Below are 23,983 nucleotides of genomic sequence, written 5' to 3'. Positions count from 1 at the left end.
GAATGCTCAGATTAGACATGGGAATAACCGCCTGCCTACGCACCGAGCAGAGACCGGGCCAGGGCCATGTCCTGCAGCAGCTCCTCCAGGTCAGCTGTCGGTCCATCCGACAAGCAGGCGTCGATAGCCCGGCGGAGTGCCAGCCTCGCTGATGATTCAAAGCGTTCGGGAGCGCGTAACGCCCCCTCCTCCCTGAAGGTCTCCACCCGCGCCAACCGGGCCGGCTGGTCCAGGGTGACTTCAGTCCGCACCTCGCCAAGGGCCACCACCTGGAGCAGTCCTCCCGGGTGAACGCCCCCCACGGGAGTTGCCATCACAGTGGCCGGGACCGAACCGTCGCCGGAGTCCCTCGACTCCAGGAGCGCGATCCTGCCCTGTACGGTGGCAATGGATGCGTGCAGTGCGAGTGGCTCTCCTGCCAGGGACCTCGCCCAGCCAAAGCCATCGAGAATGACGCCGTCCAGGGCTGCTGCGGGGGCAGCACATTCGACAGTGATCAGGCGTGGCGGGCTGCCGCGCCGTGCCCGCTGAGCGTCAGCAACAACATCCGGACGCAGGCGGGGACGATCGACAATCACCGGAATGTCCCCGGGCCACGGAACCGCTTCAACAGCTTCCCGCCGAAGCACTGCAGGATCGGCAAGCACCACCGCCGCGGCTCCGGCGGCCATGGCATCCTGGATGGCGATCCGCCAATCGCCGGATCCGGCTACCACAACCACAGCACCCCGCCTGTCGTCCGTGATTGCCGTGCTCAGGGGAAGCTCGGCAACAGCGGCTGAATAAGCCGGCAGTTCCGTGAAGACAGGAACCGTGCGATCCCGACTCATTGCGGCACCCCTGCAAGGACTTTCGCTGCGACAGCATCGGCCAGGTCGGTTGCGTAATGGGCGTCAGCAAGCAGTTCGTCATACTCGACAGGGGCCTCCCCCTCAAGGAGCGAAGCAAGCAGGCGCCACTCGGACACGTAGCCGTCTTCTTCATCGCGCGGGTACTCGGTCCACTGTCCGTCGACGCTTCGCACCCGGGTGGCAGCGCTTCCGGCATGGACAAAGGCAGGCGGGAAGTTCACCTCGATGCGGTCATGGGAGGTGGCGATACTCATCCGCCACAGGGCATCCGGCCCCTCCGGGAGCATGGTGAGTGCCAGCTGGATAAGGACTCCGCCGGCCCGATACCCCACCAGGTAGCCGATTGGCGAAACGACGCGTGCATAAACAACTTCATCGATGCCCGGCGCGATGTCCCTCACAGCGGGAAGATCATGAATCGCAAGACCGGTCAGCAACGGCCTCAGGACGCCCGCTGCCACAGCAGGATCCTTGAGGTCAGGACGTCCCCGCCGGGCAGCCTGGAAGGGACCGCCCTCGGCCACCAGCCGGTGGTATCGGTCATTCGGCGGAAGCGCCAGGGTCACGGAAACGGCCTGCACCCTGCCCTCGAGGGCAACAAGATGGTGCTTTGCCCGCCCCCAGGCGGCATCAAACAGGTGGTTCGTGCCCACTAGAAGAACGGCTCCGGCCGCCCGGCAGGCCGAGACGACGTCCTCCGCTTCCTGCCTACTGGCAGCCAGCGGCTTCTCACAGAAGATGGCACGCTTGCCCGCGGTGAGCGCCGCCAGGATCTGCCGCCCGTGCTCAGCGGGCGGGCTGCAGATGGCCACCACCTCCACGGCCGGGTCCGCGAGCAAACCCGCTTCCCCCTCCGACCAGCGGGCACCGCACCTTTCGGCCAGGCCCCGCGCCCGCCCGCTTCCCGCATCAGCAATGTGAACCACGTTGAACAGGTCCGGAACCCGCCCCAGCACTGGCACGTGAAGGGCCGCCACCCCGGGCCCGGCCCCAATAATTCCTACACCCAAAGGCATCGTCGCCGCCCTTTCTTATGTCCTTATTATTCATAAGTCAGGAAGGTTTTAGCTATAGTCGCCCAAAACCGCGCCTTAGTTGGTTCCCGTATGTGAGAATTGTTGCCATGACGACAGACTCGACCCTCCGCTTTGGAGCACAGACGGATGAAGTGACGAGCCTGCTGCGGATCGTCAACCTGGTGCGAACCGGCGAGGCAACCACCCGCCCCGAAATCGGCAAGGTCACCGGACTGGGCAGGGGTGTCGTCAGCCAGCGCGTGGACCAGGCGATCTCGATCGGTTTCCTCGGCGAGGGAGAATTCGGGGCCTCCTCCGGCGGCCGCGCGCCACGGACGCTCCGTTTCCGCGCTGAACAGGGGCGTATCATCATCTGCGCCCTTGGAGCGGCCCATATCCGTGTGGGTATAGCCGCGCTCGACGGCGACATCGTGGATCATGCGCACCGCACCTGGGACATTGGCCAGGGGCCCGGGAAGACCATCGACGCCGTGATGGCCCTCGTCGACGACGTGCTCAAGAAACATCCCAAAGTGCCCGCGTGGGGCGTCGTGGTGGGGCTTCCCGGCCCGGTCGACTTCACCACGGGACAACCTGTGGCGCCGCCAATCATGCCAGGGTGGAACGGCTTCGATGTGCGGACGCCGTTTGAGGAGCGCTTCAACGCGCCGGTGTGGGTGGACAACGATTCCAACCTGCTGGCCCTTGGCGAACGCGCCCGCCGGCGCGACTCCCTCGCGGACCTCATCTACTGCAAAATCGGCTCGGGCATCGGAGCCGGCCTGCTGTCGAAGGGCAGGATCCACCGCGGAGCCAACGGCGCGGCTGGCGACATCGGCCACGTCCGCGTCTCCGACTCCGACGTCCAATGCCGTTGCGGCAAGACTGGCTGCCTGGAAGCGGTTGCCGGCGGCTGGGCGCTGGTCCGGGACGCAGAAGAGGCCATCAAGGACGGCGCCAACACCTCCCTTGCCGCGGCGGCCAGGAAGGGTCACCTATCGCTTGAGGAGATCACCCTCGCAGCCCAGGCCGGCGACTCCCTGGCCATCTCCCTGGTGCAAAAGTCGGCCCGCGTAGCAGGTGAAACCATTTCAGCCCTCGTGAACATGTTCAACCCCGGAGTGATTGTCATCGGCGGGGCCATGGGTTCGGCCGGTGAAGTTTTCCTGGCGGAGGTGCGGCAGCGGGTCTACGAATTATCGCTTCCCCTTGCCACCCGCGACCTCACCATCACCCTCTCGGTGAATGATGAGCGGGAGCCGCTGCGTGGTGGAGCCGAACTGGCCCGCGAGCAGCTTTTTGATGCCACTTTCCCCCGCTGGTTCGCGGATGGCCGGCCGACGCCGGAACGCGTCGCAGTTCCCGCCTAAGATTCCACAGCTTCGGGCGCGCCCGGTGAGGCGACGTCGCGGGAGACACTGGGTACCCGCTTTCCGCCCAGTTCCAGCCGGGCCTCCAGATGGAACGGCAGGACCAGGGGCGAGCCGGGCCGCGCCTGCAGGTACGGCACCATCAGCTGGAAGTCGACGGCGACGGCGTGCTTGCCGCGTGAGAGCGCGCATCGGCCCGCCAGGACCAGCCTGTCCTGCACGAACCACCAGCCGGACTCCGCCTCCAGCGCATCAAGCCGCACATGCCGTGGTCCCAGCACCACCGCCAGCTCACGCGGCGCCACCGGAACGCCGTCCACCTCCACCCCCAGGCCGGCAATGCTGGAGAGTGGCATGGAGCGGATCCACGGCAGGCCGAGCCGGAGCTCAAAGCCTCCCGAAGTGGCAGTCAGCGCATCTTCGCGCAAAGCGGTTTCCAACATGGCTTCCATCCTTTATCCTAAAACTGACATAAGTTTGTCATTAACAAGCATAAAGGGGAAGACGCCTATGGCTCCCGAAATTCCTGGCAGCTGGACCCTCTGCGCCAGCTCCTTCAACTGGACCCCGGACATCATCACCGCACGCCAGTCAGCCCATGACATCGTCACCGGTATCGCGGACTCGGTGGCGAAGACCATCGAACTCGAACCTGGGCTGGTATGGCGGTCTTTTCCCGCTCCGCACGACGCCGAGGTCGACGAGCTACGCGATGCCCTGGCAGCGAAGGGCGGATCTGTCAGTATCGTGGGTGCCAGCCTGGACGACTTCACGCCGACGGAACGCCGCCCCCTGCAGCAGCGCCTGGATTTCCTGGTACCCCAGATCCATGCCGCGCAGCGGGTAGGAGCGCATGGGATCCGGCTCCCGATCGGCCAGGCCGGCACCGAATTGCTCACGCTGGTCCAGCCGCTGCTGCATGAGCTCGACCTGGTGCTGTTTGAGGAAATCCAGGGGCAGCAGGCCCCCGGCAGCCCCGCCGTCGAACCTGCCCTCGAAGCGATAGACGCGCTCGGAGATGACCACGTGCGGGTGCTCGTGGACGTCAGCATGCTGATGCCCGCCCTTCCCGTCACCTACCTGGAGAAACTTCGCCAGGGCGGCATGCCCCAGGACTTCATGAGGCGGCTCGAGAATGACTGGCGCGATCCCGCCACCATCGACGCCGTCACCGCCCTGCTCCGCTCAGGAAACGTGCCCCCGCCGATCCACACCCTCTATATGAACCTGCTCATCCGCTTTGGCCGCAGCGATGCGGCGGACCTGCAGGGCATCCTCCCCATGGTGGGCGCCTTCCACCTGAAGTTCTGGGACCTGGACGACGACGGCGGGCGGGTCACGGAGCCGCTGCGTGACCTGGGCGGCCTCCTGGGCCGGAACGGCTTCAGCGGCACGCTCACCAGCGAGTGGGGCGGCCACGAGTGGCTCCAGGACGACCCCACGGAGATGACGCGAAGGCACCTGGCCATGGCGGAGGCAGCGTTGATTGAGCCCGCCGAAACCCCTGTTGGTGGTTGAGCCTGTCCCACCCCCGCGATTTCGATAAGCCTTCCAAGCCGAGGGTGACAGGGGTGCTTGCGGAGCCGTAGCTTTGGAATCCTTGCGGGCCCTGCACCTGAAGGCGCCATCAGGGTTTTGCGGCTTCCCTTGCAAGCCTCCATCAGCTCCTGCGGCTTTTGGCGCATCACTCCATCAGTTCCTGTTGAAGTCCGACGGCCGTGCTGCAGCGGCAGCGTGACGGCAAGGCCGTGAGATCTTGAAGGTGATGGAGGGTTGCCCGATTTGCTGCAGGAGGTGATGGAGCGTCCCCGGTGTGGATCCGCAGGCAATGGCCGGAACGCTCATAACCCGGGATTTACACCTGTTTTGTCCTGGCAACCCCTGATTTCGACAGGCTCAATCACCGGCTGAAGAAACACAAGAAGGCCGGCCCCGCGGGGCCGGCCTTCTTGTCTGGAATTACTTGGTGCTGAAAGCGGCGTCGAAAGCCGCCGCGGAAGGCTCGTAGCTGGAGAGCCGGCGCACGAACGCCAGTGCCTCGGGGGCGCCGTCCAGCCTGTCCATACCGGCGTCCTCCCACTCCACCGACAGGGGGCCGCGGTAGTTGATGGAATTCAGCATCCGGAACGCATCTTCCCAGGGGACATCGCCGTGGCCGGTGGAGATGAAATCCCAGCCCCGCCGTGGGTCCGCCCAAGGCAGGTGGGATGAGAGCCGGCCGTTGCGCCCGTTGGCCAGACGCTTCTTCGTGTCCTTGCAGTGCACGTGGTAGATGCGGTCCTTGAAGTCCCACAGGAACCCCACGGGATCGATGTCCTGCCACACCATGTGGCTCGGATCCCAATTCAACCCAAAGGCTTCGCGGTGTCCAATCGCCTCCAGCGCGCGTTGGGTGGTCCAGTAGTCGTAGGCGATCTCGGAGGGATGAACCTCATGGGCGAACCGGACGCCCACCTCGTCAAAGACGTCGAGAATGGGGTTCCACCGGTCGGCAAAGTCCTGGTAGCCGGCGTCCACCATCTTCTCGGAGGCGGGCGGGAACATTGCCACGTACTTCCAGATGGAGGAGCCCGTAAACCCCGTCACCGTCTTCACGCCGAGCTTGGCAGCGAGCCGGGCGGTGTTCTTCATTTCCTCGGCGGCGCGGCGGCGCACCCCCTCGGGATCGCCGTCGCCCCACACCACGTCGGGCAGGATGCCGCGGTGCCGTTCGTCGATGGGGTCATCGCACACGGCCTGGCCCTTAAGGTGGTTGGAAATGGTCCACACCTTAAGTCCGTGCCGTTCCAGGATGTCGAGCTTTCCCTGGACATAGGCGTCGTCGTCCCAGCGCCAGGGGTCCAGGTGGTCACCCCAGCACGCGATTTCCAGCCCGTCGTAGCCCCACTCGCCGGCGAGCCGGGCCACCTCCTCAAACGGCAGGTCGGCCCACTGGCCGGTGAACAAGGTAATCGGTCGTGCCATGTACTTCCCCTCCTACGAAACCTGCGCCGGGACGTCAGCGGCAACGCGCGTCCAGGCCGAATCATTCTCGGAACTGCGCTCGACGGCGTCGAGCACCCGCTGTACCCGCAGCCCGTCAGCGAACGTGGGATGCGGGTCGGTGCCGCCCACGATGCCTTCCACGAGGTCTTTGACCTGGTGGGAGAACCCGTGCTCGTAGCCGAGCATGTGCCCTGCGGGCCACCAGGCCGAAACATAGGGATGCTCCGCTTCCGTAACCAGGATTTTCCGGAAGCCCTGGCGGTCTGCGGGTGCCGTGCGGTCGTAGAACTGGACGCTGTTGAGGTCCTCGAGGTCGAAGGCCAGTGCGCCCTTGTCCCCGGAGACTTCGATCTGCAGGGCGTTCTTCCGGCCGGTGGCAAAGCGGGAGGCCTCGAATGATCCCAGCGCACCGGATTCGAACCGGCCGGTGAAGATGGCGATGTCGTCCACCGTCACCTGGCCCTTGCCGGCACCGGCAGTGCCGGACAGTCCGGAACCTGAATCAAGCAGTGGGCGCTCCTTGACGATGGTGTCAATGACGCCGGAGACCTTTTCGAGGTTCAGCCCGGTGACGAACTGGGCCAGGTCGATGGCGTGGGCGCCGATGTCACCCAGCGCCCCGGAGCCGGCATGTTCCTTCTGCAGGCGCCAGGCCAGCGGCATCTCCGGATCCACCAGCCAGTCCTGCCGGTACGAGGCACGCACCTGGTTGATGGTACCCACGGCGCCTTCGGCGATCAGGTTCCGCAGGAACGTGACCGCGGGAACCCGGCGGTAGGTGAACCCCACCATCGCCCGGACTCCCCGGGCTGCGGCCCGCCCTGCAGCCTCAGCCATCGCTTCAGCCTCGGCCACCGTATTGGCCAGCGGCTTCTCGCACAGGACGTGCTTCCCCGCTTCAAGGGCTGCAATCGCGATCTCGGCGTGGGAGTCGCCAGGGGTCACGATGTCGACGACGTCGATATCGTCCCGGGCGATCACTTCGCGCCAGTCGGTGGCAGACTCAGCCCAGCCCCACTTTAGGGCCGCGCCCGCCACCGCCTGGGAGTTGCGGCCCACCACGACGGCCATTTCCAGTTTCGCTGGCAGGTCAAACACCCGCGGCGCGGTCCGCCAGCCCTGGGAGTGGGCAGCGCCCATGAACCCATAACCGATCATCGCCACCCGCAGGGTTGTCATGCCAGCACTACCTTGCGCTCAATCGCCACCCGGTTTCCGACGTAGCGCATGGGAGCGATCTGCATGTAGAGCAGGCGGAGAGTAAGGATGACTTCGACGTCGATCTCCTCGCCCACGTCGGGGATGCGGTCCAGCGGGATGATGACATCCGGCTTATCTGCCACAAACCACAGGGTTTCCCATTGCTCCGGCAGCTCCGCGATGGAGTATGACTTGCCCTGCAGTTCAAAGCGGAGGGACTCCTTGGGGATCGCCACGCCATTGACTGTGGCCGCAACATCGTCCACGGCGGACAGCCAGAGGCTGCGGTACCAGGGCAGTTGCACGGACACCGAAATGCCCTCGGGGTGCCTGCGGACGTCGGCGTCCTGGAACAGGGAGTTGTGAGTTGCCATGGCTTTCCTTACTTGAACGTGTCGACGAAGGTGTCGTGGGGTGTAGGCGGGAGCGGATCCAGCGTCTGCCGGGTGGAGGGGCTGTATGGGTGGGATTCCTGGGGAACGGCTTCGTCGGCGGGCGGCATAAACACCGGCTTGCCGTCGTCGCCGAAGTACATCAGGTCCAGGGCGAAGGCATGCTGGTTCTTCTCGGCGAAGCTGATCCAGTTCTCCTCGAACGGGGCCCTCAGGAGCTCGTAACAGCGGAACTTCCAGATCTTCCATTCCCCGTCCTGGCGCAGGAAGTCCACAGCGTACTTGCACCAGACCCAGTGGGCCCAGACCCTCTTGCCCTGCACCTCACCGGGCGAGTACATGTAGTCCGGGCTGTCCTTGGCCACTTCCGGGTCCGTCAGGCCGGACTCGTTGCCGGTCATGATCCAGACGCCCTTGGCCGTGTTGCCGTCGGCCGCCACTTCGATGACCGGCGTGGTGGTGTAATGCAGGATGAGCTTGCCCTCGGGCCGCGGGCGGCCCTGGTGGTAGCGGATGACACTGTCATAATCCGTGTACTGGCCCGCGTTGGTGTACCTCGCCCGGATGCCGGGAGTACCCGGCTTCACCCACAACGGGATGATCTGTTCATCCTCAAAGGCATTGTGCAGGTACATATAGCGGTTGAACAGATTCTCAATGTCGCCCCGGTCGTTGGCCCGGCGGGCCAGTTTCAGGGCTTCAGCGAGTTCGCCCCGCAGGCGATCCACCTCGGCTGCGAGGTCGGTATCGATAGCAGACATTAAACCTCCCCTAAGCCGGAACGACAGCTTCTTCGATGGCACGGCGCATGAGCGCGTGCTGCTTCTTCACCAGGTCGATGGGGTCTGATTCGCCCAGGTCGGCGAAGGCGTGGCCTTCCCATTCGCTGGAGAGGAATCCGGTGTAGCCGCCCTTGACGAACTGGCGCACGATGCGCGGGATGTCCATGGCGGGCTCGTTGCCGTTCTCGTCGATGTCGTAGAACTTCGCGTGCACGTGGAACATCTGCGGCATGATGTCCAGCCATTCCTCCGGCGGAACCAGCCCGTGCATGTTGAACGCCAGCCGGGTGAAGGGGCCCAACTGGGCGGGATCGAAGTTGTTTTCGCGCAGGTAGTCCTCGAACTCCTGGTTCCGCTCCTGCATGGGAAGCGGCTTGCGCCAGATGTCCTGCATCACGGCGAAGTGCTCCTCGGGCAGCCCCATCTGGGTCAGCGTGCGGAACAGCGTCGGCGACAGGCTGTGCATGGTGGAACTGAAGTCCGCCGTGAAGCCCAGCCGGTCGCTGCCGAGCTCCTCATACATCTCGCGGATCTGCAGGATCTTGGGATCGTTCGGGCCCTGGGGCGCGTGGATCTCATAGCCGAGCTTCTGGTCGTACTTCTCGGCCAGCGGAAGCAGCCGGCGCAGCAGTTCCTTGCCTGCGGATCGGATGACGATCTTGTTGAAGCCCAGCGTGTTGGCGGTCTGGAGCTGCCTGGCGAAGAAGTCGAACTCCTCGTCCGGCGTCATGTCCCGGTCTTTACGGCGGCCCATGTCCAGGTTCGTGCCCACGGCGCTCGGGGTCAGGCCATAGCGGTCCATGCTGTCGCGCCAAAGTTTGACGAAGTCGTCGTCCACGTCCGGATAAGTGCGCAGCATCTGTGCGATGTTGAACTCGACGCCCGGGCCGAGGCCTTCATCGGCGACGGCCTTGATCAGGGTCTCCGGGGTGTAGAGCCCGGCGGCGAATTCGGAGGTCAGTGAATAGAGGGTAATGCCAAGCTCGATGCCCGAGCCTGCGATGCCTTCTGACATGTCTTTAGTTCCTTTTGTTTCAGCCGCGGACGGGCTGGGCGAGGTGGCTGCTGAGGATACGGCGGGCTTCCGAAGCATCGGTGATCATGGCGGAACCGGCATCAGCCGCTGCTGAACGCTGGACAGCCTGCTCGCCGCGGATGATCTCGAACGGGTCCTGCCAGTTGTTCCAGTGCCAGCCTTCATATTCGCTGGAGATGGCACCGGAGTAGCCGTTTTCCACGAGTTGCCGGACCAGGCCGCGCACCGGCACTGAGGGCTCTTCGCCGTTTTCGTCAATGCCGAAGAACTTGCCGTGCACGTGGCGGACCCAGGGCATGATTTCCAGCCAGGTGTCCAGCGGCGCAGGACCGAAGAGTCCCGTCCCGTTGATGGCGAAGTCGATTCCAAGGTCCGGGCGCCCGTTCCGGGCGGCGAGGCCGATGAAGGCACCAAAGCGTTCGCCGTGGACCTTCTGGGTGTTGGGCGGGCCTTCGGCGTAGAAGCCGTTCCACAGCTCAACCACCTGCCGGAGCAGGTCCTCCGATGCACCGCGGCGGCGGTAGGCCTCCAGCAGGGAGGGCGCAAAACCTGTGACAGTGGCCCCCCAGTCAGCGGTGAAGCCAAGCAGCGGGGAATCGAGCTCTTCGTAGCGGTCTCGGAGCGCGAGAACCCGTTCGTGGGCGCCGTGCTGGTCGGCGTGGACTTCGAGCGCCAAGGTGACGCCATACTTCTCGGCGACGGGCAGGAGGCTTTCCATGGCGTCGGGCGTCAGCGAGATCTGCACGCGGGCGATGGGGAACCCGAGCCTGGCTGCTACCTCGATCTGCTTGCGCATGTATTCGACCAGCTCGTCGTGGTTCATCAGCCGGTCGCGTCGGATGCCGGTGTCAACGTTGACGGCCAGGGAGGTGGGAACCAGGTCCACCTCGGCCACCAGGTCGCGGAACTGCCCCACGAAAGCGTCATCGATGCGGTCCGGGAAGCCGCGGAGGCTCGAGAATCCGATAAGCTCCAGGCCCGGGCCGAAGCCCTCGGCCGCAACCTTGCGGATGAGGCCGTCGAGGTCGTACTGCCGCGCATGGGAGGCGCGGGTGAAGCTGTAGAGGGTGACGCCCTGGATGGGCGTGCCAAGGCTGGTCATCGCTGTGCCACCTTCATAGTTTTGGTGTCGTGCTCTTCGATGTGCAGCACGCCGTGGTCGGTGATGATGTAGGGGATGTAGAGCTTCAGGTCCACCCGGACCTCGTGCTCCGTCTGGCCATCCCGGACGGGAAGATCGCCGGAAAGGACGGCCGAGTCGAGCGGAAACCACCACTCGCCGGTCTCGTCCACGAGCTCTTCAAAGCTGAACGTGCGGTTGTTCATGGTCCACCGAAGCGTGTCCTGCGGAGCGGCAACGCCGTCAACCGTGAGTGCTGCGCCGGCTATGCACGAGCCCGGAAGGGCGCGGTACCAGGGGATTCGTACTTCGACGGCGGTACGGCCGTCCTGGGTAGTAAGTGTCCCCTGCTCGATTATGCGGTCGGCGATCATCGAGACCTCCTTGTCTGCGGCATGCCTTGCCTGTGATTGAAAATGCCTGGGTGGGAATGAAGTGACCGTCCAGCGGCACTTCTTCTTTATTTAGTCAGTCTATTGTCTGAATCAGACATAAGCAAAGAGCTGTTGATTTCTTGAGCGATATTCCGTGCTCCACGTACGGCGAGGGCTACCGACGTCAGCGTGGGGTTGCATGCTGTGGCGGTGGGGATAACTCCGTTGCCTGCCACGAAAAGGCCGGGGACCTGCCACACCTGGCTGTCCGGCGAACAGACGCTCTCGCCGTCGTCCGTTTCACCCATCCGTGTGGTGCCCTGGTAGTGCAGTGACGCCCCAGGGGGCAAAACGAAGGGCTGTTCGTCGAGAGGTTCGCCCACAGCCTTGCCCAGCCGGATAATCTGCTGCCTGGCGCGGTCCAGGACTTCATGGTCCCGCTCGGTGAGGCGGTAGTGGATGCGCATGGCGGGCATCCCGTAGGAGTCACGGGTATCGTCGTCGAACGCCACCCGGTCCTCGCGCTGCAGGTCCTTGGCGCAGAACAGGCCCAGCCCCACTATTGAGCCGGGGACAACGGGATCATCGTCAGCCAAGGGGACCGGGGACGCATCCAGCTGCATGATCTGGCCATGGAACGGCGCCTCGTCAGTGTAGGGAACCCAGGCAACTCCACTCTGCTCACTGAGTGCTCCGCTGGCTGCTGCCGGGCCCTGTGGAGCCGCGACGTCGCGCAACCTGCTCGCGAACACCACCTGCGCCTGGTCGTTGAGGTAGCGGCCCAGTGCCTCGGGCCGGATCCCGGATGCCCACAGCAGCTGCGGCGTGCGCAGGGCATCCCCGCCCACCACCACGTACCGGGCGGCCACCCGGTGGGTTTCGCCGCTGCGGCGGTCCTGGACCTCGATCCCGGAAGCAATCCCGTCCTCCACCAGGACACGCGTCACCAGCGATTCATCAAAGAGTTCAAACTGCGGGTTTTCCCGGGTGACGTCATCCATCACGACGTCGGAGCCTGACCAAACAAGGGCGCCATCCTGCCGCCGGTGGACAGCAAGCGGCATGGGCTGGACGCGGCAGGCAGGCTTTCGGCCCTGATCCACCACTGTGGAGAGTCGTTCGCGGACGAGGTCCGAGAAGGGGGCGCCATCGAATGCATGGGTAGTGACGCCCAGGAGGCGGTCAGCCTCGTCCAGGAGCTCTTCAAGGTCCGGCAGGAACGGGATGCGCTCCTTGCCGCCCGGGCGGGGGCAGGCGGCGGTCCAGTGGGCGGCCATGCCGCCCACGTTGCTGGACATGGCCGCGACGGGCATGCCGTCCTCGCCCGGGAAAGCGTACCCGTCCTGCAGCAGGTAGGTTCCCGGCCGGGCACGGCGCTCGCCGCTCTTGACGGCACCGGGTGAGTTCACCGTGGCGGCACCTGCACCGGGGCCTTCCGAGGCCCGCTGGGCCAGGCTGCGGCGATCAGGATCCTCGATATTCTTGACGTGCGCCCCGGCCGGATTGCTGACGGTGGGGCCCACTTCGAACATTGCAATATTGGCGCCGGGGGCTTCTTCGCTGAGGATCCGTGCGTAGGCCGATGCCGTTGGGCCGCTGCCGACGATGGCGACGTCGACCGCAGCGGGATACCGGCTGCTGCTCATCGTCCCGCCACCAGTTCCTGGATGCGGCGCACCGACTTTGCCGAGTCAATGGTGGGGTAATACTCGAGCCCGATGGGGCCTGTGTAGCCGCTGTTCCGCAGGTCCGCGAACCGGGCGGGCCAGTCGATGGAGCCGGAGCCGGGTTCGCCGCGGCCCGGTGCATCGGCCACCTGCACGTACTTGACGAGGTCCCCTGCGTTGGCGAGCTCGGCGGCCACATCCTCGCCTTCAATGGTGGAGTGGTAGAGGTCGTAGAGGACGCCGAAGTTGGGCGAGTTGACGCCCTTGGCAACGTAGACAGCTTCCGAAGTGCGGTCCAGGAGCGCCCCGGGGTGATCTACCCTGATGTTTACCGGTTCGAGGACCAGGGTGATGCCGGAACCCTCAATGTGGGCCACGCCCCTGGTGAAGATCTCGATCAGCTCGTCCAGCTGGTCCTGCCGCTTGCGGCCACCGAAGCCGGTGCCGCTGCCTACCACGATGCGGGGGCAGCCGAGCTTGTGGGCGACCTCGACGCCTGCATCCAGTCCGGTGTAGAACGGCGCGTGGTCCTTGGGCGGGATCATGAACTGCATCCGCGGCTCTGCCAGCTGGGCGGTCAGCTGGACTCCGGTTTCCTCCAGTGCTTCCTTGAGGGCGGGAATGTCCTTCCCTGTGGGCCCCCACATCTCTACGGCATTGAAGCCGGCGGCAGCTGCGGCCCGGACGCGGTCGGGGGCGTCCCCGGCCTCGGTGAATAGCAGGTCGATATTGGGTGCGAGCTGGTACATGGTTTACTCCTTGGAAAGTTGCAATGTTCTAAAACATGGGGTGGTCGTGGACAGGCCGGTCCGGGACCGGCTGGAGCACGTCCCAGTGCTCCACGATCCGGCCGCCTTCGAAGCGGTAGATGTCGGCGACGGCCGCATCCGGGCGGCCCGGGCCCGAAGCACGTACATGGACCATGGCCAGGTCCCCGTCAACCAGGATCCGCTGGACCTCGAAGCGCGAGTCGGGGGAACCCTCGAACTTGGGCGTCAGCATCCGGATAGCCTCTTCGGGGCCGTCGCCGATCGTGGGATTGTGTTGGCGGTAATCGTCCGCGACGAGGAATTCGAAGGCTTCCCGCACCCGTTTTTGGGTGTAGAAGATCTCCACGAAGCGTTCGAACGCCGCGCGGTTGTCAGTCATATCGGATCAGCCTTTCAGGCCGCCGGAGAAGCCCTGGATGAAGCGCTTCTGTGCGAACAGGAACAGGGCAAGGATGGGGACCATGGACACAATGACAATGGCGAAGATCGAGTTCCACTGGGAAACCAGGGAGCCGATGTAGTAGTACATGGCCACCGGCAGTGTCTGGTTGGCGGAGCCGCCCAGGAAGATCAGCGACGTGAAGAAGTCGTTCCACACGATGAGGCCGGCGAAGATGGTGACCGTTCCCGTGGCGGGAGCCATCATGGGGAACACCACCTTGGAGAAGATCTGGGACTTGCTGGCGCCGTCGATGGTGGCCGCCTCTTCATAGTCCGTGCCAAGGCCGCGGAAAAAGTTTGCGTAGAGGAAGATCGAGAGCGGCAGGAGCATGCCGGTGTACAGGACAATCAGGCCCCACGCTGATCCGGTGAGTCCCAGAGCCCGTGCCCCCATGTACAGCGGGACGGCACCGAGTTGGCCTGGAAGGATGATGGCCACCAGGAAGAGGTAATACGCGCCCTTGCTCCAGCGGCGGGTGCTGCGGGAGATGACGTACCCAGTGATGGAACCCAGTGCGATGAGCCCCACGATGCTTCCCGCGGTGATGATGACGCTGTTGATCAGGCCCAGCACCACGTTGGAGTTGCCGGTGGCGGTGAGGACGTCGATGAAGTTGCTGAAGTCCGGACTTTTTGGCGGGGCCAGGGCTGAGGTGGTGAACAACTCGGTGTCCGGCTTCAGGGCAGTTGTTACCAGGAAGTAGAACGGCGTGAGGAACAGCAGGGCGAGGGCCCACAGGCCGATTTCGCGGAGCAGGGTGAGTTTGGTGTAGCGGAACATTGCTTAGTCCTCAGGGTTCGAACGCGTCAGCCGCTGCTGGATTACGGCGAAGATCAGGATGATGGCGGCGAGCACCAGGGCCAGGGCGGCACCGCCCCCGAAGTTTCCGAGTGCAAACGCCTGCTTGTAGACCTGGGTGGCCAGCGTTTCGGTTGCCCCAGCGGGTCCGCCGCCGGTGAGCGCCATGATGGGATCGAAGACGCGCAGTCCCTGGACGATTCCCAGTGTGGTGGCGATGGCAACGGCGGGACGGATGGCGGGCAGGGTCACGTTCCGGAACCGCTGCCACAGGTTGGCGCCGTCAATGGCCGCTGCTTCCTCTACTTCCGCGGGGACGCCGGCCAGGCCGGCCATAAAAATAACCATGGCAAAACCGGTGGAAGACCAGACCAGCACCACCAGGACGGTCCAGATGGCCCACTGGGGGTCGGCCAGCCACGGCTTGGCCTGGTCGCCTGCGCCTATTGCCGTGAGGAAGGCATTGAGCGGACCGTCGAAGTCGAAGATGTATTTCCAGATGTAGGCCGTGGCAAGCGGGCTGAGCACCACCGGCATAAAGAACAGGGTCCGGAGGATGTAGCGCGTCTTGAGGACGCGGTTCAGGCCCAGCGCAATGACCAGTCCGGCGATGTTGCCCAGGAGAACCGAGCCAAAGGCCAGGAAGAGGGTGTTGGAGAGGGCTCCGACTTTCGTGGGGTCCTTGAAGATGGCCTCAAAGTTGGCCCAGCCCGTGATCTTGAACGAGCCGATGCCCGTCCAGTTGGTAAAGGCGAAGAATCCGCCAATTCCAGTTGCCACATAGTGGATGGCAAACACCAGGGCGATCCCGGGCAGGGCCCACCACCAGTGTCCGAACTCCAGGCCGCGGCCCCGGGAGCGGGCGTTCCGGCCCGCCCCCGGAGTGCGCCTGCCTCGCCGGGGTGCTTCTGCTGCTTCGCTTTTCGGTTGCATCGTCGCAGTCATGGTATTCCTTGCTTGTCCCTTTGAGTGGTCGGAACGTTGATGGTGAAAAAGGCTACTGTCCCCAGGCGGCATCCATGGCCTGCAGGACCTGGTCAGGGCTCTTCTGACCGGTGATGATGCCCTGGACCCCGGTGGCCAGTGCGTCATAGACGGCGGAATTCGGCCACTGGATGTTCGGGAGCGGGCCGTACTTGCCATCCTTGATCAGGTCGCCGACGTTCTTGTAGGCGCCGCCCTCGAAGTCGTACTTGTCGAGTCCCGTAACCGGCAGTGCGCCGTCGATCTCGGCGAACGCTTTGGTCTGCTCCGGCTCTGCAGCCCAGTCAAGGAAAGCCTTGGCGGCGTCCTTGTTCTTGGAGGCCGCATTGATGGAGAAGGCGTAGTTGGCGCTGGCGAAGACGTAGCTCTTGCTTGAGCTTTCCGCCGGGAGTGCCCGGACGGCGAATTTGGCGCCACCGGCGGCAGACTCCAGCTGCTTCCAGCTGGGGGCCGGAATGAAGCCGCTCACGGACGTTCCGCCGGCAAGGCCCTTGGTGATCGCGTCGAACCCGCCGCCGGCAGCACCCTTCTGGAAGCACCCGGCGTCCTTCAGGGTGTTGACTGCTTCGAGGGCTGACTTCCAGCCGTCCGAGCCTGCGAACGTGGTCTCCTTGGCGGCGCGCTTATCGTTCCACTTCGGGTCTTCCGCGTAAACGCGCGAGGCCGCCAGCGACATTGCCATCAGCCCGGTGTTGGGAGGGGCAGACCCGGCGAGGGCAAAGAGGGATTTGCCGGACGACTCCAGAGTCTTGCACTGCTCCTGGAGGGAGGAAAAGTCGGCAGGGAAGCCACCGGCTGCCTGTGCGGCCGTCTCGTTCGACACCAAGGCGGCGACGGTGATTTCCGTGGCCTGGCCGTACACTTTGCCGTCGGTTCCGAAGGTGCTGGCGCTTCCCTCGGGGAGCAGTTCCTTGGCGGCATCGTCGAGCGGCTCAAGGAAGCCGGCTTCGGCGAGCGGCAGGATGCTGCGTCCGGTGCCGGCGCCGGGCGAGGTCACCACGACGTCTGAGGCGTTGCCTGCCTGGAGCTGGGTGCGCAGGGTCTGGTCGTAGGAGTCGTTGGGCTGCGGGTTGAACGTGATCTTCACGTCCGGGTTCGCCTCGATGTACTTCTCGGCGAGCACCTGGAAGGGGCTTTCGATCGTGTTGGAGGTGGCGAAGGACAGCGAAAATTCCTTCGAGCTTCCGGAGGAGGCGTTGCTGCCGGTGGAGGCCGAGCAGCCGGTAAGGAGGAGGGCCGCGATGGTGGGGACGGCGAGGGCGCCGGCCTTTAGGCCTGAATAGCGACGGTGCTGTGTCATGTCCAGCCTTTCTGACTTCGTTGTCGAAAAAATCCGGGAGCCGTGACCCCGGTCACTCACCAGTATGCAGGAGATGTGCAGAAAAAGCACATAAGTATTGCAGATGCCAGACATAAGTTTCACGGGGGTCTACGGAAGCCCTCCCTGCATCGGACGATCTGATGCACCATGCCGCCCCTATTGATGCGACTGATACACTGGCGGGACGAAAGTTCACCGTTGAAAGATCGCCGTGCCGTGACGAATAATGTCCTGCTTTCCCGGCTCGACCTCAACCTGCTGATCTCGCTGGATGCCCTCATCACCGAGCGGAGCGTGACGAGGGCGGCCGAGCGGCTCCATCTCAGCCAGCCGGCGCTGAGCGCTTCGCTGGCGCGGCTCCGGTCCCACTTTGGGGATCCCATCCTGGCCCGCCGCGGCAATGCCTATGAACTCACGCCCTTCGCCCTGCGTTTGGCTGAGCACACCACCACAGCGCTGGAGGCGGCCCGGCGCGTCTTCGAGAGCCAGGCCACGTGGGAGCCCGCCGAATCGGAGCGCGAGTTCTCCATCTACGGCTCCGATTACGGATTTACCACTGTTGGCCGGGTTGTTTCCGAGCTTGCGGCCGAGCGCGCGCCGGGCGTCCGGTTCCGGTTCATGCTGCACAACCCGATGGTGGTGGAAGACGCAGCCAACCGGCTCCGCTCCGTGGACGGCATGGTAATTCCGCACGGATTCCTCTCCGGGCTCCCCTACCTGGACCTGTGGCGGGACGGCTGGGTGGCGGTGGTCTCAGCCTCCAACAAGGCCGTCGGCGAGAAAATCACCATGGAGAACATCGCCGAACTTCCGTGGGCGATGACGTACCAGACCCGGTCGGCGTCAACCTCGGCGGAACGCCAGATCATGCAGCTCGGTGTGGAGCCGCGAGTGGACGTGGTGGTGGAGAGCTTCCAGTCCTTGCCGCATTTTGTGGTGGGAACCAACCGGATCGCGCTCATCCAGGCGGCGCTGATACCGTTCGCGCTCCGTGTGGGCGGGGTACGGGTCCTGCCGCTGCCGTTCGATGCCACGCCGCTGGTCAACGCCCTCTGGTGGCATCCGGTGCACAACCGCGATTCGGAGCACGAGTGGATGCGGGGCCTTTTCCAGGAGGCTGGCGAGATCGTCGCCGCGGCCGCGGCAAAGGAAACCCCGTAAACGCCTGGTGCGCTTAGATGGCTCTGTGCCCTTAAGCGCCTGAGTGCCCGGCCGCTGGAGCGGACGGGCACCAAGGATGCACAACGCTAAGGGGTCAGGCTGATGCGAGCGACGACCGCATGCTCTTGCGGATGAGGTCATGCTGCTTACGGACCAGCAGCAGCGGATCCACCTCGCCAAGCTCGGCGAAGGCGTGACCCTCCCATTCGCTGGACCAGTAGCCGCGGTAGCCGCCCTCCACGAGCACGCGGACGAGTTCCGGGTAGTCGATGGCAGGCTCGTTGCCCTGTTCATCAATGTCGTAGAACTTGGCATGGACGTGCATGATCTGCGGCATGATGTCCGCCCACTCCGTCGGGCTGACATGACCGTGCATGTTGAAGGCCAGATGCGCGAAGGAACCAAGTCGGGCAGGATCGAAGTCCCGTGCCCGAAGGTAGCCGATGAACTCCTCCTGCCGCGCGCGCATGGGCGCATCGGTGGCCCAGATGGCCTGCAGCTTTTGGACGGCTTCGTCGTCGAGCCCGGCACGGCGGACCGCACGCAGGAGCGTGGGGGACATGCTGTGCATGGTGGAGGAGAAATCGGCCACGAAGCCCAGCAGCGGTGAATCGAGTTCCGCGTACACGTCGCGGACCTTCATGATCTCCCGGGAGTTGGGTCCCAGCGGTGCATGGATCTCGTAGGCAAGCTTGAGCTCCAGGTCCTCGGCGAGCGGCAGGAGCCGCCGCAGCAGGTCCGGCTTGGCGCTCTGGATGCGGACCAGCGGGAAGCCGAGTCTCTTTGCGCCGTGGAAGAGCGTCTCGGTGAACTGGTATTCCTCGTCGGGTGTCATGTCGCGGTCGCGGCGCCGGCCCATGTCCAGGTTGGCGCCGAAGGAGCTGGCGGTGAAGCCGTGCTTGTCGAAGGCCTCCTGCCAGGAACGGGCGAAGTCATCCGAGACGTTCGGATACGTCGGCAGGACTTGGGACGCCACAATCTCGATGCCAGGGCCGATGCCCAGCTCCGCCACGCGGTTCAGCAGGCCGTCGAAGTCGTACCAGCCGGCCCGGAACTCGGCGCTGGCCGAATACAGGGTGAGCCCGAGCGAGAACGGATCGTCCTCAGCCTTCGGCGGGGGCGGCGTGATCGTGGTGGTCAGCGCCGGAGCCTCCGCCGCCTTGTCCGTGACGGTCAATTCCAGTGTCTGGTTCACGAAGTTGGGGACGTACATGCCGGGCCCGCCGTCCTGCCCCGGGGCGATCTGCATGTAGGGCAGGCGGAGCTCTCCGATGAGCTGGACCGTGTGCTGTTCGCTCAGGGCCACAGGGGTGCCCCGCTTGGCGATCAGCAGGGGGTGTTCCTGGAGGTACCAGAGGGTTTCGCTCTGGGCAGGCAGGTCGGCCAGCGCATACCGCGTGCCGCCGAGTTCCAGGCTCAGGTCCTGCTCCGGCACGTCCTGGCCGTCCACCGTGAGCTTCAGGCTGGAGACCGAGGAGAGCCAGAGGCTCCGGTACCACGGCAGGGTCAGGGCCAGGGCAAGGCCGTCCGGGTGGGCGCGCAGGCTTGAGTCGTCGATAAGTCCATTAGGCATGATGTCACTCTTCAATCGTGTGGGGTGGGTGCTAGTCGAGCTGGGCGGCGATGCCGCGGATCAGTGCGTGCTGGCGGCGGACCTGCTCGATGGAACGCCAGGGGGTCCGTTCCCCTTCGTATTCGCTGGACAGATAACCGGTGTAGCCGGCGTCCTTCAGCGATTGGAGGACGGGCCGCCAGGGGATCTGCTGGTCTTCGAGCTGGTCGTTGATGTCATGGAACTTGGCCTGGACGAACACCACATACTCGGCGATGCCAGCCAGGTCGGCCGGGTCCACGCCGATGCCGTCCAAGAAGGCGGGCCGGGTCTCGCGGGTCTCCCCCTCGCGCAGCGGGATGGGCCGGTCCTGGAAGATGCCGGTATCGATGAGGAGTCCGAAGTTCTTGGTCCCGGTCCGTTCGATCAGGCCGATGTAGTCGTCCACCACGGGGTGCTTGATGGGTGTCGGCGAGTGGATTTCGGGGCAGATGACGATGCCCAGTTCATGGGCGAGGTCCAGTGAGCGCTCCACGGACTCGGTCCAGATGGGGTCCGGGATAAGGTCGCTGGACGTTACTCCGATCTTGGGGCGGACGTACTTGAAGCCCAACGTGCCGGCGAGCTTCAGGTCGCGCTGGAGGGCGGCGGCGCCTTCGACGGCGGTCATAGCGCGGCCGGGGTGCAGGCGGGTGTCGATCCATGAACCGTAGTTGGTGGGTTCCAGCGAGTACTTTTCCAGGAGCGCAAACCACTGGTCGACCCAGGCCGCGGACGGAGCAGGATAGTTGTGCACGTGGCCCTCGCCGAGAATCTCGACCCCGGTGGCACCGGTTTCGGCCACGGCGGCGAGCGCGGTTTCCAGGTCCAGGACCGTGCCGTAGTCGCCCATGTAGCTATAGAGGGACACACCGTACTGGAAGGGCCCACCCTGCCCCTCCGAAGCCAGGACAACCGCCCGACTGACACGGTACACGGACGGCTGGTGCTCGAGCGGAATGTAGGACATGCGCAGGCGCAGCTCGATGGCAATTTCATGCACACCCTGCGGCAGCCCGCCGTCGAACGGCACCGTGACGATGGCTGCGTCCTCCAGGGGCCAGCGGACGCCGTCGCTGTTCCACAGTTCCTGGAGGCTGTAGGTGGTTCCGCCGAAGGTCCACAGCGCGACATCGGCGGGAACGTCCACGATGTTGCCCACGCGGACTGCAATGCCGTCGATGAGGGACGCGGCCATGCCGCGGTAGGAAGGCATCCGGACCCGGAACTGGAAGCCGGTCACACGCCCGCCTTCAGTGACGTTGCGGAAGCCGACGGACTGGATGAGGTCTCTTTCGAGAAGCATCATTGCTCACTCTCTCTAGGTGCAAACCGATCGTAGCATTGTTATGTCTGTTTCATACTAAAGTATGTAAACTTTCTCCATAACCCAACCTGCCCGAACACCAAGGAGCCCAGACCACATGGCCGACGTGATAAACGCACTCATCCTCTCCGGGCATATGACCCGCGAGCACGACAACGAGTTCCGCAGCTTCCGGTCCCACAACCACTGGCTCACTACCGTTCTTGAGGACACAGGCCGGTTCCGCGTCCGCGTCATTGAGGACCCGCGGGGGCTCGGGGCAAACGTTATCGACAAATACGACGTCGTCATCATCGTGTTCGAGGGCCGCGACGGATACCACGAAAAGGCGGTCGGGTTCGGCGCCGAAACCGACGCGGCCCTGCTGAAGTTTGTCCACGACGACGGGAAAGGCATCGTCTGGTTCCATGGCTCGGCCGTGCAGGAGGACGACTGGGGCTACCCCGAGGAGTACAACATCATGCGGGGCGCGAAGCTCAGCGTTCCAACGGGGCTGCGCCCGCGTCCATGGGGTGAGGCTCTGCTGCAGACCGCCCAGCCACGCCACCCCATCACGGAGGGCATCAGCGACACCTGGACAGTGACGGGTGACGACATCCTGACGGGCGTGCAGCTGTACGACGGCGCAGAGGTGCTTCTCTCAACGTTTGACGACTTGGACTCGTACAAGAAAGCGCCCATGTGGCCCTTGTCCCACTATCCGGTGGCCATCCCTGCGGAGGGAATCGAGGGTCTTCCCGGCATCAACACGTTGCAGCCCCTTGCCTGGATCAACAACTACGGCGAAGGCCGCAGCTTCACGATTACGATCGGGCACGACCTCGACACGTTCCGGCGGATCGAGTTCATCCGGATGTTCCCCCGCGGCGTGGAATGGGCTGCGAAGGGCAAAGTCACTCTGGAAGGACCCGACCGGCGCGGTGAGCGTCGCTTCCTGCCATGGCCCTACTACAACCACGAGGGATAACGAAGGGAAATCCGGCCCTACTCCCCCGAGCTTCCGTTCAGTTCAGCGCGGGTGGGCGGGTTGGCACCGGGCCGCGACACTGTCACCGCTGCCGCCTTGGCCGCGTGGGCCAGGAGTTCAGCGAGCCCCTCCGCGGGAAGTTCACGGAGGTCCTTGCGGTTCTGGGCGCCGTCCAGGCCGCGGTCCACCAGGCCGGAGAGCAGGGCGGCCATGAAGGAATCACCGGCACCCACTGTGTCAGCAACGTTCACCTTCGGCGCCGGGCACTCTGCTTCACCTGACGCCGTGATGCCCCACGGTCCGGCTGCCCCGCGCGTGACCACCACCATGGCCGGCCTTTCAGTCCGGCCCAGCGTCATCCACCGCCGCGCCGATTCCAGCACATCCTCGCCCGGATACAGCCAGGCAAGGTCCTCGTCTGAGGCCTTGACCACGTCCGCCAGGGACACAAACTTCTCCACATGGCGGCGGGCGTAGTCCACATCGGTGATGATGCTGGGCCGGCAGTTGGGGTCAAAGCTGATGGTGGCGCGCGGGTGGGCGTATTCGACGGCGGCGAGCACGTCCGTTGCACCCGGCGCCAGCATGGTCGCGATTGATCCGGTGTGCAGCAGGGTGGTGCCCTGCAGCATGAAAGCAAGCCGGTCGGCGATGCCGGGAAGCTCCCAGGTGAGGTCGAACGTGTAGGTGGCGGCGCCTTCGTCGTCAATCAGGGCGGTGGCCACGCTTGTCGGCAGCTCATCCGGGCCCAGCGGAAGCATCACGGAACTGGAGCGGAGGTGCGCCGCGACGGAATCGCCGTACGCGTCCCGGCCGTAGCGGCCGATGAACTGCACCGGGTGGTCCAGTCGGGCCAGTCCCACCGCCACATTCAGCGGGCTGCCGCCTACGTGCGCTTCGATCCCCGAGGCGCGCTGGACAACGTCGACGAGGCCTTCGCCAATAACTGTGAGCATGGTCATACTCTGCCAGAGAAGTGGCAGGGGCAGCAGTTCATTTCAGCCCAGCAGCTCCTGGACCAGTTCCCGGCACTTTGCATACGCAGGCGCCCCGGGGTTGATCAGTGCGAAGTGGTCGCCGGGAACGGGGACCAGCTCTGCGGGGACCTGCCCATCGCGGCTCGCCTCCACATAGCTGGTGGACATCGCTACTGGCACGTCATCGTCCTCAGTCGTGTGCACGGCGTAGACAGGAACGTCCAGCGGGAGCGCAGCCATCGGGTCCGCGTACCGGTGCCGCCCGGGAAATTCCGACGACGGCCCGCCCAGGAGGTTGGCCACCGCACCGTTGCTGAGATTGAGCCTTTCAGCCTCGGCAAGGTTCAAAACCCCTGACTGGCTGACCACTCCGGTGAGACGGAGGCCATCGTCTTTAGGTCCGACCCCGCGGTGCTCTGGCTCCAGCCCCAACTGCCCCAGCCGGTCCCGGCCTGCCGCCCAGACGGCCAGGTGCCCGCCGGCGGAGTGGCCCAACGCCACCACCTTGGCCAGGTCCAGGGCATGGGGTGCGGCGAGCTCAAGCAGTTTGTCGATGCCCGCCAGAACGTCCTGGAACGTATCGGGCCAGCCGCCGCCGTTTCCCGCGCGGCGGTACTCCAGGTTCCACGCCGCCATCCCGTGCCCGGCAAGGTCCGCTGCGAGCGGTTCCCCCAGTTCCGCCCCGTACTGCGAGCGCCAGTAGCCACCGTGAATCACCACCACAACGCCGCCGTGAATTCCGCCGTCGGTCAGTTCCGGGAGGAACAGTTCACCCCACTGGCTGGCGTCATCACCGTAGTAGTAACGGTGCCGTTTTACCTCTGCTTTATTGATGGAGCCCTCCAGGGCTTC

24 protein-coding genes are annotated in these 23,983 nt (G+C 64.8%); 4 read left to right on the top strand and 20 right to left on the bottom strand.

Going from position 1 to position 23,983, the window contains the following annotated elements; all coding sequences use genetic code 11:
- Positions 1-35: 35 nt before the first annotated feature.
- Positions 36-830 carry a hypothetical protein gene (locus QFZ36_RS14010; RefSeq protein ID WP_306637466.1) on the bottom strand — a complete coding sequence of 265 codons (795 nt, stop codon included), beginning with the start codon at positions 828-830 and terminating at the stop codon, positions 36-38.
- Positions 827-1,867, bottom strand: a complete 1,041-nt coding sequence (locus QFZ36_RS14005; RefSeq protein WP_306637464.1) for a Gfo/Idh/MocA family protein — start codon at positions 1,865-1,867, stop codon at positions 827-829. Before QFZ36_RS14005 ends, QFZ36_RS14010 begins: the two co-directional genes overlap by 4 nt.
- A gap of 107 nt (positions 1,868-1,974) precedes the next feature.
- On the opposite strand from QFZ36_RS14005, the gene QFZ36_RS14000 reads away from it, so the two are divergent.
- The gene (locus QFZ36_RS14000) at positions 1,975-3,237 is read left to right on the top strand and encodes an ROK family protein (RefSeq protein WP_306637462.1); all 1,263 of its coding nucleotides are present in this window, start codon (positions 1,975-1,977) and stop codon (positions 3,235-3,237) included.
- Here QFZ36_RS14000 and QFZ36_RS13995 read toward each other — a convergent pair.
- On the bottom strand, positions 3,234-3,680 hold the full coding sequence (locus tag QFZ36_RS13995; RefSeq protein WP_306637461.1) for a C-glycoside deglycosidase beta subunit domain-containing protein: 447 nt from the start codon (positions 3,678-3,680) through the stop codon (positions 3,234-3,236). The two genes, QFZ36_RS14000 and QFZ36_RS13995, sit on opposite strands and share 4 nt — an antisense overlap.
- 67 nt (positions 3,681-3,747) lie before the next feature.
- Here QFZ36_RS13995 and QFZ36_RS13990 point away from each other — a divergent pair, with 67 nt between their 5' ends.
- Positions 3,748-4,755 (top strand): restriction endonuclease subunit R, encoded by a 1,008-nt coding sequence (locus tag QFZ36_RS13990; RefSeq protein WP_306637459.1) that lies wholly within the window; start codon positions 3,748-3,750, stop codon positions 4,753-4,755.
- A gap of 441 nt (positions 4,756-5,196) precedes the next feature.
- Here the strand turns inward: QFZ36_RS13990 and QFZ36_RS13985 are convergent, their stop codons facing one another.
- The 13 genes from QFZ36_RS13985 to QFZ36_RS13925 form a co-directional block, all read right to left on the bottom strand.
- Positions 5,197-6,201: a sugar phosphate isomerase/epimerase family protein gene (locus QFZ36_RS13985; RefSeq protein ID WP_306637458.1), complete on the bottom strand. Its 1,005-nt coding sequence runs from the start codon at positions 6,199-6,201 to the stop codon at positions 5,197-5,199.
- Between the two features lie 12 nt (positions 6,202-6,213).
- Positions 6,214-7,401 carry a Gfo/Idh/MocA family protein gene (locus tag QFZ36_RS13980; protein WP_306637456.1) on the bottom strand — a complete coding sequence of 396 codons (1,188 nt, stop codon included), beginning with the start codon at positions 7,399-7,401 and terminating at the stop codon, positions 6,214-6,216.
- Complete coding sequence (locus QFZ36_RS13975; RefSeq protein WP_306637454.1) at positions 7,398-7,796, bottom strand: C-glycoside deglycosidase beta subunit domain-containing protein; 399 nt, start codon at positions 7,794-7,796, stop codon at positions 7,398-7,400. Before QFZ36_RS13975 ends, QFZ36_RS13980 begins: the two co-directional genes overlap by 4 nt.
- An 8-nt stretch (positions 7,797-7,804) precedes the next feature.
- On the bottom strand, positions 7,805-8,575 hold the full coding sequence (locus QFZ36_RS13970) for a nuclear transport factor 2 family protein (RefSeq protein ID WP_306637452.1): 771 nt from the start codon (positions 8,573-8,575) through the stop codon (positions 7,805-7,807).
- 10 nt (positions 8,576-8,585) lie between these two features.
- Entirely contained in the window at positions 8,586-9,611 is a 1,026-nt protein-coding gene (locus tag QFZ36_RS13965; protein WP_306637451.1) for a sugar phosphate isomerase/epimerase family protein, read from the bottom strand.
- A gap of 19 nt (positions 9,612-9,630) precedes the next feature.
- Positions 9,631-10,734, bottom strand: coding sequence for a sugar phosphate isomerase/epimerase family protein (locus tag QFZ36_RS13960; RefSeq protein ID WP_306637449.1), 1,104 nt, complete (start codon positions 10,732-10,734; stop codon positions 9,631-9,633).
- The gene (locus QFZ36_RS13955) at positions 10,731-11,126 is read right to left on the bottom strand and encodes a C-glycoside deglycosidase beta subunit domain-containing protein (RefSeq protein WP_306637447.1); all 396 of its coding nucleotides are present in this window, start codon (positions 11,124-11,126) and stop codon (positions 10,731-10,733) included. The genes QFZ36_RS13960 and QFZ36_RS13955 overlap by 4 nt, the downstream gene beginning before the upstream one ends.
- 86 nt (positions 11,127-11,212) lie before the next feature.
- Positions 11,213-12,772 (bottom strand): GMC oxidoreductase, encoded by a 1,560-nt coding sequence (locus QFZ36_RS13950; protein ID WP_306637445.1) that lies wholly within the window; start codon positions 12,770-12,772, stop codon positions 11,213-11,215.
- Positions 12,769-13,542 (bottom strand): TIM barrel protein, encoded by a 774-nt coding sequence (locus QFZ36_RS13945; RefSeq protein ID WP_306637444.1) that lies wholly within the window; start codon positions 13,540-13,542, stop codon positions 12,769-12,771. The genes QFZ36_RS13950 and QFZ36_RS13945 overlap by 4 nt, the downstream gene beginning before the upstream one ends.
- Before the next feature lie 28 nt (positions 13,543-13,570).
- Positions 13,571-13,942 (bottom strand): nuclear transport factor 2 family protein, encoded by a 372-nt coding sequence (locus QFZ36_RS13940; protein ID WP_306637442.1) that lies wholly within the window; start codon positions 13,940-13,942, stop codon positions 13,571-13,573.
- Between the two features lie 6 nt (positions 13,943-13,948).
- Positions 13,949-14,785, bottom strand: coding sequence for a carbohydrate ABC transporter permease (locus QFZ36_RS13935; protein WP_306637440.1), 837 nt, complete (start codon positions 14,783-14,785; stop codon positions 13,949-13,951).
- 3 nt (positions 14,786-14,788) lie between these two features.
- Positions 14,789-15,748 carry a carbohydrate ABC transporter permease gene (locus tag QFZ36_RS13930; protein WP_306637438.1) on the bottom strand — a complete coding sequence of 320 codons (960 nt, stop codon included), beginning with the start codon at positions 15,746-15,748 and terminating at the stop codon, positions 14,789-14,791.
- Positions 15,749-15,800: 52 nt separating this feature from the next.
- Entirely contained in the window at positions 15,801-17,087 is a 1,287-nt protein-coding gene (locus QFZ36_RS13925; RefSeq protein ID WP_306637436.1) for an ABC transporter substrate-binding protein, read from the bottom strand.
- A 237-nt stretch (positions 17,088-17,324) separates the two neighbouring features.
- Here QFZ36_RS13925 and QFZ36_RS13920 point away from each other — a divergent pair, with 237 nt between their 5' ends.
- Positions 17,325-18,269 carry a LysR family transcriptional regulator gene (locus tag QFZ36_RS13920; protein WP_306637435.1) on the top strand — a complete coding sequence of 315 codons (945 nt, stop codon included), beginning with the start codon at positions 17,325-17,327 and terminating at the stop codon, positions 18,267-18,269.
- A 94-nt stretch (positions 18,270-18,363) separates the two neighbouring features.
- On the opposite strand, the gene QFZ36_RS13915 is transcribed toward QFZ36_RS13920, so the two are convergent.
- Positions 18,364-19,842, bottom strand: coding sequence for a sugar phosphate isomerase/epimerase family protein (locus tag QFZ36_RS13915; RefSeq protein WP_306637434.1), 1,479 nt, complete (start codon positions 19,840-19,842; stop codon positions 18,364-18,366).
- A 31-nt stretch (positions 19,843-19,873) separates the two neighbouring features.
- Positions 19,874-21,166, bottom strand: a complete 1,293-nt coding sequence (locus QFZ36_RS13910) for a C-glycoside deglycosidase beta subunit domain-containing protein (RefSeq protein WP_306639216.1) — start codon at positions 21,164-21,166, stop codon at positions 19,874-19,876.
- A 118-nt stretch (positions 21,167-21,284) separates the two neighbouring features.
- Here QFZ36_RS13910 and QFZ36_RS13905 point away from each other — a divergent pair, with 118 nt between their 5' ends.
- Complete coding sequence (locus tag QFZ36_RS13905) at positions 21,285-22,154, top strand: ThuA domain-containing protein (RefSeq protein WP_306637432.1); 870 nt, start codon at positions 21,285-21,287, stop codon at positions 22,152-22,154.
- A gap of 17 nt (positions 22,155-22,171) precedes the next feature.
- On the opposite strand, the gene QFZ36_RS13900 is transcribed toward QFZ36_RS13905, so the two are convergent.
- Together QFZ36_RS13900 and QFZ36_RS13895 are read right to left on the bottom strand one after the other, a co-directional pair.
- Positions 22,172-23,110, bottom strand: a complete 939-nt coding sequence (locus tag QFZ36_RS13900) for a carbohydrate kinase family protein (RefSeq protein WP_306637430.1) — start codon at positions 23,108-23,110, stop codon at positions 22,172-22,174.
- Between the two features lie 42 nt (positions 23,111-23,152).
- A complete protein-coding gene (locus tag QFZ36_RS13895; RefSeq protein WP_306639215.1) occupies positions 23,153-23,965 on the bottom strand; it encodes an alpha/beta hydrolase in 813 nt (270 codons plus the stop codon).
- Between the last annotated feature and the right edge of the window lie 18 nt (positions 23,966-23,983).

It is taken from the genome of Pseudarthrobacter siccitolerans (assembly GCF_030823375.1).
GTDB lineage: Bacteria > Actinomycetota > Actinomycetes > Actinomycetales > Micrococcaceae > Arthrobacter > Arthrobacter siccitolerans_A.
This window is presented reverse-complemented; position numbering and strand designations above follow the sequence as displayed.

Bases quoted from the DNA above. Each gene is read 5' to 3' on its own strand.
- QFZ36_RS14010 (WP_306637466.1), bottom strand. From the start codon at position 830: ATGAGTCGGGATCGCACGGTTCCTGTCTTCACGGAACTGCCGGCTTAT.
- QFZ36_RS14005 (WP_306637464.1), bottom strand. From the start codon at position 1,867: ATGCCTTTGGGTGTAGGAATTATTGGGGCCGGGCCCGGGGTGGCGGCC.
- QFZ36_RS14000 (WP_306637462.1), top strand. From the start codon at position 1,975: ATGACGACAGACTCGACCCTCCGCTTTGGAGCACAGACGGATGAAGTG.
- QFZ36_RS13995 (WP_306637461.1), bottom strand. From the start codon at position 3,680: ATGTTGGAAACCGCTTTGCGCGAAGATGCGCTGACTGCCACTTCGGGA.
- QFZ36_RS13990 (WP_306637459.1), top strand. From the start codon at position 3,748: ATGGCTCCCGAAATTCCTGGCAGCTGGACCCTCTGCGCCAGCTCCTTC.
- QFZ36_RS13985 (WP_306637458.1), bottom strand. From the start codon at position 6,201: ATGGCACGACCGATTACCTTGTTCACCGGCCAGTGGGCCGACCTGCCG.
- QFZ36_RS13980 (WP_306637456.1), bottom strand. From the start codon at position 7,401: ATGACAACCCTGCGGGTGGCGATGATCGGTTATGGGTTCATGGGCGCT.
- QFZ36_RS13975 (WP_306637454.1), bottom strand. From the start codon at position 7,796: ATGGCAACTCACAACTCCCTGTTCCAGGACGCCGACGTCCGCAGGCAC.
- QFZ36_RS13970 (WP_306637452.1), bottom strand. From the start codon at position 8,575: ATGTCTGCTATCGATACCGACCTCGCAGCCGAGGTGGATCGCCTGCGG.
- QFZ36_RS13965 (WP_306637451.1), bottom strand. From the start codon at position 9,611: ATGTCAGAAGGCATCGCAGGCTCGGGCATCGAGCTTGGCATTACCCTC.
- QFZ36_RS13960 (WP_306637449.1), bottom strand. From the start codon at position 10,734: ATGACCAGCCTTGGCACGCCCATCCAGGGCGTCACCCTCTACAGCTTC.
- QFZ36_RS13955 (WP_306637447.1), bottom strand. From the start codon at position 11,126: ATGATCGCCGACCGCATAATCGAGCAGGGGACACTTACTACCCAGGAC.
- QFZ36_RS13950 (WP_306637445.1), bottom strand. From the start codon at position 12,772: ATGAGCAGCAGCCGGTATCCCGCTGCGGTCGACGTCGCCATCGTCGGC.
- QFZ36_RS13945 (WP_306637444.1), bottom strand. From the start codon at position 13,542: ATGTACCAGCTCGCACCCAATATCGACCTGCTATTCACCGAGGCCGGG.
- QFZ36_RS13940 (WP_306637442.1), bottom strand. From the start codon at position 13,942: ATGACTGACAACCGCGCGGCGTTCGAACGCTTCGTGGAGATCTTCTAC.
- QFZ36_RS13935 (WP_306637440.1), bottom strand. From the start codon at position 14,785: ATGTTCCGCTACACCAAACTCACCCTGCTCCGCGAAATCGGCCTGTGG.
- QFZ36_RS13930 (WP_306637438.1), bottom strand. From the start codon at position 15,748: ATGACTGCGACGATGCAACCGAAAAGCGAAGCAGCAGAAGCACCCCGG.
- QFZ36_RS13925 (WP_306637436.1), bottom strand. From the start codon at position 17,087: ATGACACAGCACCGTCGCTATTCAGGCCTAAAGGCCGGCGCCCTCGCC.
- QFZ36_RS13915 (WP_306637434.1), bottom strand. From the start codon at position 19,842: ATGCCTAATGGACTTATCGACGACTCAAGCCTGCGCGCCCACCCGGAC.
- QFZ36_RS13910 (WP_306639216.1), bottom strand. From the start codon at position 21,166: ATGCTTCTCGAAAGAGACCTCATCCAGTCCGTCGGCTTCCGCAACGTC.
- QFZ36_RS13905 (WP_306637432.1), top strand. From the start codon at position 21,285: ATGGCCGACGTGATAAACGCACTCATCCTCTCCGGGCATATGACCCGC.
- QFZ36_RS13900 (WP_306637430.1), bottom strand. From the start codon at position 23,110: ATGCTCACAGTTATTGGCGAAGGCCTCGTCGACGTTGTCCAGCGCGCC.